This window comes from Sulfuricurvum sp., assembly GCF_049305995.1.
Classification (GTDB): domain Bacteria; phylum Campylobacterota; class Campylobacteria; order Campylobacterales; family Sulfurimonadaceae; genus Sulfuricurvum.
In genome coordinates, this window is record NZ_JBAQPS010000227.1 from 1 (window position 1) to 10,992 (window position 10,992).

Sequence of the window (10,992 nt, forward strand, 5' to 3'; positions counted from 1 at the left end):
ATGTAATTGCTTCCGGCTTTCCCTTTAGCAACTTTCAGAGGCAAGACAAAAATAGAAGCTTTTTCGGTAACACACGCTTTTTCGCACATTCCGCAACCGGTACACACATCACCGATAATACGAGGAACCATTAGGGCATGTTTACCAGTACGGTCATTTCGACTCTGATCGATGACAATCGCCTCATTGATCAATGGACAAGCTCGATAACAAGCATCACACTGAACACCCCAAAAGGCGATACATTGATCCGAATCAATTACGGCTATTCCCATTTTCGCCATGCCAATATCGAAAACTTTGTCTCCGTCCTTCGCCATTTTCATGACCAATGACTTCTCTAAGGCTCCCGTGGGGCACGGAGGGACACAGGGTATATCCTTACACATATAACACGGGATTTCCCGTGCAATAAAATAAGGGGTACCTATCGGAATATTATCTCCAGCACGTGCGAGTTTGAGCGTATCATACGGACACGCCTCAACACACAACCCGCAGCGAATGCACTGTGCTAAGAAAGCTTCTTCGCTCAATGCTCCTGGAGGTCGTAGTACGAGTGAGGCTGCACTCGCCTCATCGATGTATGCACTCCATGTCAATGCCCCAAGCGTCGCTAATCCGATCCCCTGCAATGCTTGCAATAAAAATCGGCGACGTTCACTCATCGGAGGCAATTTATCTTTTGCCATGGTTAAGCCTTATAGACCTTGACCGCACATTTTTTGTAGTCGGTTTGTTTAGAGATAGGACATGTTGCATCTAAACATACTTTGTTGATAAAGACTTTCTCATCAAACCATGGTACGTAGACTAAACTTTTCGGCGGACGGTTACGACCTCGTGTCTCAACACGTGCTTTAACTTTGCCGCGACGGCTCTCTACCCATACGAGATGACCGTCTTTTACATCCATCTCTTTTGCAGTATCCGGGTGCATGTAACACAATGCTTCGGGAACAGCACGATAAAGTTCAGGTACACGCATAGTCATTGTTCCTGAATGCCAGTGTTCAAGCACACGACCGGTACAAAGCCATAATGGATACTCTTTAGTCGGAACTTCAGGTGGATCCATGTACGGATGCATATAAATTTTGGCTTTGTTATGCAAATCAATTTTCGGTTTTGACTCATCCGGACCACTCAGTGTTCCTTGTGGAATCACTTTACTAAATTCGCCATAAAATGCAAATTCACGTCCTGTTTTCTTCGCATACGGATCGTATTTCGCATTGAAACGCCATTGTGTCTCTTTACCGTTTACAACCGGCCATTTCAAGCCGCGAACACGGTGGTAGGTATCAAAATCGGCCAAGTCATGCCCATGACCGAGACCGAACTTACGATACTCTTCCCAGATGTATTTATGGATAAAGAATCCGTACCCTTTAAATGGCTTGCCATCGGAGCCGAGGACATTACGTTTGTCGCCACCTGCTTCAGTGTTAGCAAATCCTTTACCGATCGGATCTGGCCATTTGTAACTTTTCGCCTCTTTATTTGCAAACAAGACATCAAACAACGTATCGGTCGGTTTATATCCCATCGCCGTTGCTTTATCTAAAACGCTAGGAATAGTGACTTTTTCGTTAATTTTCCACTCTTTCCATACTTCGGCTAAAGTAAAGCGTTTTGAAAACTCCATCGTTTGCCATAAATCACCCATCGATTGACCGACTGGAGTAACCTGCTGACGCCATTGCTGTGTACGACGTTCTGCATTACCGTATCCGCCCCATTTTTCATAAATCATAGCACTCGGCAAGATCAAATCGGCTACTTTTGCACTGATTCCTGGATAGGCATCGGAACAAACGATAAAATTGTCCATCTCGCGTGCCGCTTTGATCCAGTGGTTTGCATTGGCGGTATCTTGCCATGGATTGTTGACCTGTACCCATGCCCATTTAACTTTTCCGTCTTCGAGATCACGCATGATTTGTACGTAGTGGCTTCCCGGAACAGGATTGAGTGTTTCTGCAGGAAGTTTCCAGATTTTCTCAGTTACTTCTCGGTGTTTCGGATTCATAACCACCATATCCGCAGGGAGACGATGACTGAATGTTCCAACTTCACGCGCTGTACCACATGCCGATGGCTGACCGGTAAGAGAAAATGCCCCTGAGCCAGGTTTAGATTGTTTGCCGAGTAACATGTGCACCATATACGATTGTGAGTTTACCCATGTTCCACGGGTATGTTGATTCATCCCCATTGTCCAGAAACTAACAACTTTACGCCCTTTTTCGATATAAAGATCGGCAAGCGCTTTAAGTTTTTTCTTGAACGTTTCGATATCCTCATCCGGATTACCTTTGGCAACCTGAGCGGTATATTCTAAGGTATACGGAGCAAGACCACGTTTGAACTCTTCAAAGGTAATAACCCAATTCTCACCCGCTTTAGCGTTATGGGTCATTTTCATCGTTTCACCTGCATCGTATCCGAACGGTTTCAATGCTGGCGCTTCGAGATTACTTACTTTTTTAGAGACCTCTTTGGCTACCGTATCTTTTTCTGATTCACGAAATTTAGGATGGTTTGGATTATTGCGCATACCATAACCAGTATCTACCCAACTGGTCGTAAATACTGTATTATCTTTAACGTATTTCCAGTCAATCGATTCAGGAGCATTATAAACAATCTCACGAGCGATGTAATTCCAGATAGCCAAATCGGAATTTGGTCGGAAAATGATCTCGATATCGGCTAAATCCGATGTACGGGTTGTATAAGTAGAGAGATTGACCACTTTTACTTTTGCTTTATTGGTCAATTTACGATCCGATACACGTGACCAGAGAATCGGATGCATCTCCGCCATATTGGCACCCCATGTTACGATGGTATCCGTTAACTCAATATCATCGTAACATCCCGCAGGTTCATCGATTCCGAATGTTTGCATAAATCCGGCAACGGCAGAAGCCATACAGTGACGAGCATTGGGATCAATCATATTGGAGCGAAACCCGCCTTTCATCAATTTTAGCGCCGCGTACCCTTCATGAATCGTGTATTGACCCGAACCAAAGACAGCTACCGAATTAGGACCATTTTTAGCGTACGTCTCTTTGAATTTATCGGTCATCACATCAAAGGCCCGCTCCCAACTCACCGGTTGAAATTTCCCTTTTTTATCAAATTCTCCATTCGCACCGACCCGCAATAACGGTTGCGTCAAACGATCCGCCCCGTACATGATTTTGGCTAGGAAATACCCTTTGATACAATTCAACCCTTTATTTACCGGAGCTGCCGGGTCACCTTTGACCGCAATGATTTTGTCATTTTGGGTAGCGACCATAACACCGCATCCCGTTCCGCAAAAACGGCATACCGCTTTATCCCAACGCCATCCTGATTCTCCTGCCGCCGAAGCAGCCTGAACCTCTTGCGGCAATACCATTCCCACAGCTGTTGCAGCTGCAGTTGCGGCACTTGCTTTTAGAAACTCTCTACGACTCTCTTGCATTGTTGATCCTTTTTCATGGATTGTTTTTGTGGGCACCTCTGAACAGCTCTTTTCCAAAAGCTTTTCAGAAGTGCCCTTCTTTGTTATATGAACACTGATAATTCTAATGTAATAACGAATTTTAAAAATTGACTTGAGTCAAGAAAATGAAGAAGATGTTAAAAAAAAGAAAAAATGAGAAGATTTGTCCAAACAGCAATTTTCTTCTATAGGAGGTCAAGCAAAAGAAAGGAAACACTGTCTGGAAAGATCACCCCAATGGGTGAGAGGAGATTATTTAGCGATGAAAGCGGCGATTGCAGCGATTTGAGCATCATTGAGAAATGCTACTTGACCTTTCATAAGAGCTTTTTGAGCACCACCGTAACTGCCGTCTTTATACCCTTTGAGAGCGGTCGTAATTTGTGCCGTACTCATATCTTTAATGATTTTGCTTTTACCGAGTGCCGCTTTTTCTCCAGCGGCACCATGACACGATGCGCATTTTTTATAAAGTGCTGCACCCTCTTCTGCCGCTTGGACATTTACAAAACCTAGCGCGATCAATGTTGCTACTACCATCAAACTTTTTTTCATACGTAACTCCTGTTGTTGATAAAAAAATTATAGAGCGTTTCAGAATCAAAAGCTTTGACCTAAGTCAATTTATTGACGAAGTGTGACGAATTGAGATAAAAGTTCAATATCTACCAAACGCATAGGTGCATCTACCATCCCCAATGTTTCGACACCTTCTCGAAAAAGCTGTACGTAAAAAGGGTTCTGATACCCCATCGCTTTTAATGTATTGCTCATAGTGATAATCTCCTCTTCACTGAGGAGATCAGGATGAAACGTCGTACGTACTTCAAACGCCACATTAAAGGATTGAAGTGTGTCGAAACTTTGCCAAAATCGTTTTTCTGAACCGCCTCCGCAGATATCGTTCATTTTTGAATCCGGTGCTTTGTAATCAAGCGCCACATAATCGAGGAGATTTTTCTCTAAGAGCTGTCGAATCACATCAGGACGCATCCCATTTGTATCCATTTTTATTTTATATCCCATCTCTTTGATGGAGTGACAAAAAGGGATCAGATTGGGATAGAGAGTACACTCTCCGCCGCTTAGAACTACCCCTTCGAGCAATCCGCATCGTGAGGATAAAAACGCCAGAGATTCTTCTTCACTCAGTTTTCCTTGGCCGAAAACAATATCGGGGTTATAACAGTAGGTGCATCGCAGGTTACATCCCGCAAACCAAAAAATGGCGGCAGGGATATTGGGGTAGTCTAGAAGGGTAAAGCGGGTGATATCATAAAGCGGCAACATGACGTTTTGAGGATTCATTGAAGCAGGTTCGCTCTTTGTGTTCCCCTTTTTTGCCGAGGTTGAAACTCTCTACCGGGCGGTGATATCCCATCACTCTAGTATAGACCATACAACGGGTCCGCTTTGCACTGTTTCGTTCTAAAATTTCATTTGTATTCATTGTTCTTCCTTATGTTGGGTTTGACTCAGTATCTGGTCATCGCATTTTGGGCAAAATTCATGTTCACCGCTCAGATATCCATGCACGGGGCAAACCGAAAATGTCGGGGTTACCGTGATGTAGGGTAGACGAAAGTTGGTAATGACGTTTTTGACCATCCGCCGACACGCTTCGCCGGAACTGAGACGTTCACTCATATACAGATGTAAAACCGTCCCCCCCGTATAGCGGCATTGGAGTTCATCTTGGAGCGTCAAGGCTTCAAACGGATCATCGCTAAAGGATACAGGCAGCTGTGAACTGTTCGTATAATAGATATTTTCCCCCTCGCCCGCTTGTATAATCTCTGGGTAGCGTTTTTTGTCCTCTTTGGCAAATCGGTAGGTTGTCCCCTCCGCCGGGGTCGCTTCGAGATTGTAGAGACTACCGCTCTCTTCTTGGAAAAAGCGCATTCGCTCACGCAGATAATCGAGGATATTTTGAGCCATATCGATCCCTCTCATCGTCGAAATATCCTCACTATCACCGCTGAAATTACGGATCATTTCATTCATCCCGTTGACGCCGATCGTCGAAAAGTGATTCCTGAAATCTCTGAGATAGCGTGCACTGTAGGGATAGAGTCCACGATCAAACATATCCTGAACAAACAACCGCTTTTTTTCCAATGTCGCATAGGCAATCTCCAGTAATCCATCCATCGCTTTTATCAATCCCTCATAATCATTTTTATAAAGATATCCCAAACGTGCCATGTTGATCGTTACCACTCCGATGCTCCCCGTCATCTCGGCACTTCCGAAAAGCCCATTCCCACGTTTAAGCAGTTCTCTCAGATCGAGTTGCAGCCTACAGCACATACTTCTCACTGCTCCGGGTTTATAAGCATGGGGATTCTCGATTAACTCTCCAATCTCATTTCGAATATACTGACTCCCGATAAAATTTTGGAAATAACTGGAGCCGATTTTCGCCGTATTTTCGAATAAAATATCGGTATTTTCTCCATACCAGTCGAAATCCTCCGTGATGTTAACCGTAGGGATCGGAAAGGTAAAAGGTTGTCCTCCATTGTCACCTTCGGTCATTACCTCATAAAAGGCACGGTTGATGATGTTCATTTCCGCTTGAAAATCCCCATAGGTAAGCTCTTTGAGGAGCCGTTTTCCACGCTCATGCAATTTTCGCTGATGATGGGCCGTTTCAGTAATTTCTTCAAAAAGATGATGATCACGGTAAGTAGGAAATTGCTCACGTAAATCTTCGGGAACTACCCAGTCGATCGTTACGTTGGTAAAAGGCGATTGTCCCCAGCGTGCGGGGACGTTGAGATTATAGACAAACCCCCGTATCGCTTTTTTCACTTCCGAAAATGGTAATGCGTCGATAAAAACGTATGGAGCCAAATAGGTATCAAACGAACTAAACGCCTGAGCCCCTGCCCATTCTGACTGCAAAATACCTAGAAAATTCGCCATTTGCCCGAGTGCTTCACGCAAATGATGCGGAGGTGCACTCTCTACACGCCCGCGAACCCCATTGAACCCTTCGTTTAAAAGCGCACGCAGACTCCAGCCCGCGCAATATCCTGTGAGACAATCGAGATCATGGATATGAATATCACCGTTACGATGTGCTACTCCCTCATGTGGAGCATACACTTTATCGAGCCAAAAGTTGGCAATAACTTTTCCCGCGAGATTATTGACGAGTCCCGCATTGGAATAACCCGTGTTGGCATTGGCATTTACCCGCCAATCAGATTTATAAATATACTCTTCGACACTCTGAGTCGAGTTCACGTAGGTGGTATCTTCTCCCAAACCTAGGATATGTTCTCGTTGCATTTTATGCAAAAAACGATACGTGATAAACGATTTCATCACACTAAATGCACCCGATTTATGCAGCTCTTCTTCGATCAAATCTTGGATCTTTTCCACCTCGAAAATAGAGTGATACATTACCTGAAACAGTACTTCCGTAATAACATCCTCATTTACAGTGACATGTACACTCTCGTACGCTTTTCGAATCGCATCTTCGATTTTAAAAGGGTAATACAGCTCAGAAGAGCCATCTCGTTTGATAACACGTTGAATGCTCGGCATTGCTGAATTTCCTCAAAAATTGATCTGTAATTTTATAGAGGTTATTGTATTTGATTATGAAACGATTGTCTTTGACTTGGGTCAAATTGTCTTCTTGATCTTCGTCAATATCTTCCCTTTAGTATCTCGTTATACTCCCGAATATTTTCAGAGGATTACGTTATGAGTACCTTTTCTACCACCACTATAAAACAAAACTATTTTTTATCCCAGCCCCATCAGCCTTTTTTCATTTTTGGTGTTTTGTGGGCTATCGTATCAATGGTTCTTTTCACCCTCTCCCACAAGGGAGTCATACCGCTCGCCGTCTCGGAAAACGAGTTTCACCTTTATTCTCTCGCGTTTATTGTCTTTGCCCAGTTCTTTCACGGGTTTTTATTTACCACCTTTCCCCGTTTTTGTACCAGTATGACCATAGCACGTGAGGTTTATACCCGTATCGTATGGCTTTATCAAATCGCATCTGTTCTCTTTTTTATTGGTTCGCTTGTGTCACCATGGATGGTTTTAGTGGCGATGTGTGCAGGATTATTTGCCCATGCGATGGCGATTTTTACCCTTCACTGGGTCTATAAAATCGGGCAATCCCCGCTAAAGCAAGATCCCTATTGGATATTGGTCGCGCACATTATTGCTCTATTCTCGCATCTCCTCTGGGTTATCGCTTACGGGTTCAGTTTGATTTGGGATTTTCAAGGATGGTTTGAGTTCATTGTTCCGATCATCGTGAACTTCTTTTTTGTCTTTCTCACTTTTTCGGTTGCGCAACGGATGATCCCATTTTTCAGCCATTCGCAAGAGGCTAAATCTCCCTATTTCGTCGAAATAGTTTTTGGGCTATTGGTACTCAAAACGTTATTGGCAATGGTCGCATTCGGTGTTGGCGAAGCAACCGTCAGTATCCTCCTTGCCCTTTATCTCATACGCGAGTTTTTACGCTGGAAACTCCACCCGTTTCAATCCCCTGCAATTGTATGGATTCTCCATCTCGCCCTCTTTTGGCTTCCAGCAGGACTCTTGATCGGCGGAATACTCCAAATCATTGAAACTCTCACCTCTCTTGATTTTCTCTTTGCAGGGGTACATCTGCTCGTACTCGGTTTTTTAACGACGGTACTTATCGGATTTGGAACACGTGTTACATTGGGTCATTCAGGACAGCCTCCCCATGCGGACAAATTAACTATTCTTCTTTTTTGGTGGACACAAATCATCGTACTTTCACGTTTTGCCCTCTCTGTCGATACTGCATTCGGGGCATCGCATGGATGGCTTTTTGATGCGACAGGATTTGCATGGATTCTTTTATTTATGATTTGGAGTTTACGTTATGGCAAGATATTAATACGAAGAAAATCATCATAATCCTAAGCCAAATTAGACTACAATACTCCCAATTCACTCATTCGGAGTAGACACGTGCATTTTACCAAAACCGCTGAATACGCCATTCGGGTATTATCGTATCTCTATCGCCATCATGAGAAATCGCACTCCGTCAATATTCTCCACCAAGAGCTCGATCTTCCCTACAAATATCTCACCAAAATGGTGACTGATTTGGTCAAAAAGGGGCTGGTCAACGCCTCTCGCGGTCGTGAGGGGGGGATAAGTTTAGCTAAAAATGCCGATCAAATTCGTCTGTGCGATATCCTCGAAGCGATTGGGGAACCGTTGGAACATGAACGGTGTATCTTGGGGTTTGAGAAATGCGATGCGTCGAATCCTTGTGCTTTGCATGAGCAATGGGTTAAACCAAAAGAGCTGATTGAAACGATGCTCACAACTACGACTCTGGCTTCACTCATAGATAATAAAGAGACAAAATTATAACTTTTCTATCGGTAAATATTACCCTATTTTTGGGAAATGGAGTGATATCAGCTTTTCAAGCACCTCTAAAACATCCTCTTCATCGCTGAGTGATTCAACAATCGAGTGTATACACGCTTGGTAGGGATCAAACCCGTGAACAATCAATTTTCCGGCGTAAATAAGCAATCGTGTCGATACGGCTTCTTGGATATCGCTATCGCTTAATTGACGGATTTCACTCGCTATTGCTACCAGTTTTTGCGCGATCTTTTCATCCACCCCACTCTCTTTGACGATCACCTCGGTTTCTATCTCTGCCTTTGGATAGTTAAAGGTGAGGGAGATAAAGCGTTGTTTGGTGCTGGGTTTCATCCCCTTTAACACATTTTGATATCCCGGATTGTAGGATACTACGAGCATAAAATCAGGATGAGCCGTGATCACTTCACCGGTGCGATCGATGGGGAGAACTCGGCGATAATCGGCAAGGGAATGTAAAACGACCGTCGTATCTTTGCGCGCTTCGATAATCTCATCGAGGTAACAGATCCCGCCGTGACGCACTGCCTTCGTCAATGGCCCATCTTGCCAATAGGTGCCATTTTCATCGATCAAATGGCGACCGACCAAATCAGCAGCACTAAGATCATCATGGCACACCACCGTATACACATCACGCCCCAGCTCTTCCCCCATCGCTTCGACAAATCGCGTTTTCCCGCACCCCGTCGGTCCTTTGATCAATACAGGGAGGTTCATCCCAGCCGCCGCCTTGAAAAGCTCAACTTCGTTATTTTGAGGTAAGTAGTATGTTTTAGACATCATTTTCCTTTATTTAGTCAAATTCATATAGATTTTGGGTAACACTTTGGGGAGTTTTTTGGCATCACGGATCACCGCATAGGAGTTTCTTCCGAAAAGATAGGGGAGGTACTCTTTTGCATCGATATCGATCGTGATACAAAACGGAGTGATCCCTTTTTTCTTTGCTTCTTCGATCGCTTTTTTCGTATCTTCGATCCCATAGCGTCCATCGTAGCGGTCAACATCATTGGGCTTACCGTCGCTTAAAATCAACAGGAGTTTATTGGCACTTTGCTGTTTCTCTAAAATCTTGGCACTCTCACGTATCCCAGCCCCCATACGGGTGTAATATCCCGGTTTAATGGCATGAATACGGCCCCGAATATCGTCACTGTATTTTTCTTTGAAATTTTTAATGATGTGAAAGTTTACTTTTTTATTTTTGATCGAGGAAAAGGTATAGATGGCAAACCGATCTTGAAGACGATAGAGCGATTCGGAGAACACCATCAACGCATCTTGTATCATGTCGATCACCCGTATCTCTTGCGTAATCCCTGCTTCCGTGGAGAGAGAAACATCCGCCAATATCAGTGTTGACATATCACGTATCTTTCGCTCAAACGTTTGGAAAAATCGCTGTGGATGGTTGGAACGGTTTTGATGTCCTTTATAATCGATCCACGACTCAATATTGATCTCATCACCATAAGGGAGGTTGTCTCTTTTAATACGATCAAGTTCCATTAGATCAAGTTCGCTTTGAATAGTGCGCATCATTTTTTGGAGTCGTTTTGGTAATTCGATAGGCTCGGTATGGAGTGAAATAATGGGTTTTATACAGACATAGTTTTTGAGATAGAACTCTTTTTTATAGTCCCACTCATCGATAAAATGCCCTTTACCCAAAGGATACTCTTCAACACTGTTAGCAGAGATGTCCAAATCCATTTTGATACGGGCGGAGAGGTTGGCATCTTTTTGCCCCAGTGTTATCTCCTCTAAATCTTCGGCATTGTAGAGTGCATCCTCATCAAAACTGTCATTTTCCTGCCGATCAACCCGCACCTGCTCCATCAGACTCATAATCGACTCAGGCAAAAAGAGGAGCAATCCGTCCGTCTCTTTTTTATCGTCGATTTGTTCGCTCTTTTTCTTCATTTTCAAGATTTCGGTTTTGTTCTCCTCATCTCTTTGTCTGTTTACCTCTTCCTCATCATCGATTGAGAGGAGTTTGTTGGAGCTAGATAGGGATGGATAAATCCATAACGGATTGGGATAATTATCTACTGATGAGGCTTCGGTAGAAG

At 43.8% G+C, this 10,992-nt stretch carries 10 protein-coding genes; 2 read left to right on the forward strand and 8 right to left on the reverse strand.

All coding sequences use genetic code 11. The features are described from left to right. From napG to WA010_RS07905, 6 genes are all read right to left on the reverse strand, one after another. On the reverse strand, window positions 1–692 hold a 692-nt coding region (napG, locus tag WA010_RS07880), incomplete at its 3' end, for a ferredoxin-type protein NapG (RefSeq protein ID WP_422556583.1). Window positions 693–694: 2 nt separating this feature from the next. Continuing rightward, a complete protein-coding gene (gene napA, locus WA010_RS07885; RefSeq protein ID WP_422556584.1) occupies window positions 695–3,481 on the reverse strand; it encodes a nitrate reductase catalytic subunit NapA in 2,787 nt (928 codons plus the stop codon). A gap of 273 nt (window positions 3,482–3,754) precedes the next feature. Continuing rightward, window positions 3,755–4,057 carry a c-type cytochrome gene (locus WA010_RS07890; RefSeq protein ID WP_422556585.1) on the reverse strand — a complete coding sequence of 101 codons (303 nt, stop codon included), beginning with the start codon at window positions 4,055–4,057 and terminating at the stop codon, window positions 3,755–3,757. Window positions 4,058–4,126: 69 nt separating this feature from the next. Then, on the reverse strand, window positions 4,127–4,810 hold the full coding sequence (locus WA010_RS07895; RefSeq protein ID WP_422556586.1) for an anaerobic ribonucleoside-triphosphate reductase activating protein: 684 nt from the start codon (window positions 4,808–4,810) through the stop codon (window positions 4,127–4,129). Beyond that, a complete protein-coding gene (gene nrdD / locus WA010_RS07900; protein ID WP_422556587.1) occupies window positions 4,776–4,952 on the reverse strand; it encodes an anaerobic ribonucleoside-triphosphate reductase in 177 nt (58 codons plus the stop codon). Before nrdD ends, WA010_RS07895 begins: the two co-directional genes overlap by 35 nt. Beyond that, window positions 4,949–7,063, reverse strand: coding sequence for a ribonucleoside triphosphate reductase (locus WA010_RS07905; RefSeq protein WP_422556588.1), 2,115 nt, complete (start codon window positions 7,061–7,063; stop codon window positions 4,949–4,951). Before WA010_RS07905 ends, nrdD begins: the two co-directional genes overlap by 4 nt. Before the next feature lie 162 nt (window positions 7,064–7,225). On the opposite strand from WA010_RS07905, the gene WA010_RS07910 reads away from it, so the two are divergent. Both WA010_RS07910 and WA010_RS07915 read left to right on the forward strand, forming a co-directional pair. Continuing rightward, the gene (locus WA010_RS07910) at window positions 7,226–8,428 is read left to right on the forward strand and encodes an NnrS family protein (protein WP_422556589.1); all 1,203 of its coding nucleotides are present in this window, start codon (window positions 7,226–7,228) and stop codon (window positions 8,426–8,428) included. A 54-nt stretch (window positions 8,429–8,482) separates the two neighbouring features. After that, window positions 8,483–8,896 carry an RrF2 family transcriptional regulator gene (locus WA010_RS07915; RefSeq protein WP_422556590.1) on the forward strand — a complete coding sequence of 138 codons (414 nt, stop codon included), beginning with the start codon at window positions 8,483–8,485 and terminating at the stop codon, window positions 8,894–8,896. A gap of 18 nt (window positions 8,897–8,914) precedes the next feature. On the opposite strand, the gene WA010_RS07920 is transcribed toward WA010_RS07915, so the two are convergent. After that, entirely contained in the window at window positions 8,915–9,700 is a 786-nt protein-coding gene (locus WA010_RS07920) for a CbbQ/NirQ/NorQ/GpvN family protein (RefSeq protein WP_422556591.1), read from the reverse strand. A 9-nt stretch (window positions 9,701–9,709) separates the two neighbouring features. Beyond that, on the reverse strand, window positions 9,710–10,992 hold a 1,283-nt coding region (locus tag WA010_RS07925), incomplete at its 5' end, for a nitric oxide reductase activation protein NorD (RefSeq protein ID WP_422556592.1).

What these genes read in the sequence shown, in the direction of transcription:
- napA (WP_422556584.1), bottom strand. Translation starts at nt 3,481, where the DNA reads ATGCAAGAGAGTCGTAGAGAGTTTCTAAAAGCAAGTGCCGCAACTGCA.
- WA010_RS07890 (WP_422556585.1), bottom strand. Translation starts at nt 4,057, where the DNA reads ATGAAAAAAAGTTTGATGGTAGTAGCAACATTGATCGCGCTAGGTTTT.
- WA010_RS07895 (WP_422556586.1), bottom strand. Translation starts at nt 4,810, where the DNA reads ATGAATCCTCAAAACGTCATGTTGCCGCTTTATGATATCACCCGCTTT.
- nrdD (WP_422556587.1), bottom strand. Translation starts at nt 4,952, where the DNA reads ATGAATACAAATGAAATTTTAGAACGAAACAGTGCAAAGCGGACCCGT.
- WA010_RS07905 (WP_422556588.1), bottom strand. Translation starts at nt 7,063, where the DNA reads ATGCCGAGCATTCAACGTGTTATCAAACGAGATGGCTCTTCTGAGCTG.
- WA010_RS07910 (WP_422556589.1), top strand. Translation starts at nt 7,226, where the DNA reads ATGAGTACCTTTTCTACCACCACTATAAAACAAAACTATTTTTTATCC.
- WA010_RS07920 (WP_422556591.1), bottom strand. Translation starts at nt 9,700, where the DNA reads ATGTCTAAAACATACTACTTACCTCAAAATAACGAAGTTGAGCTTTTC.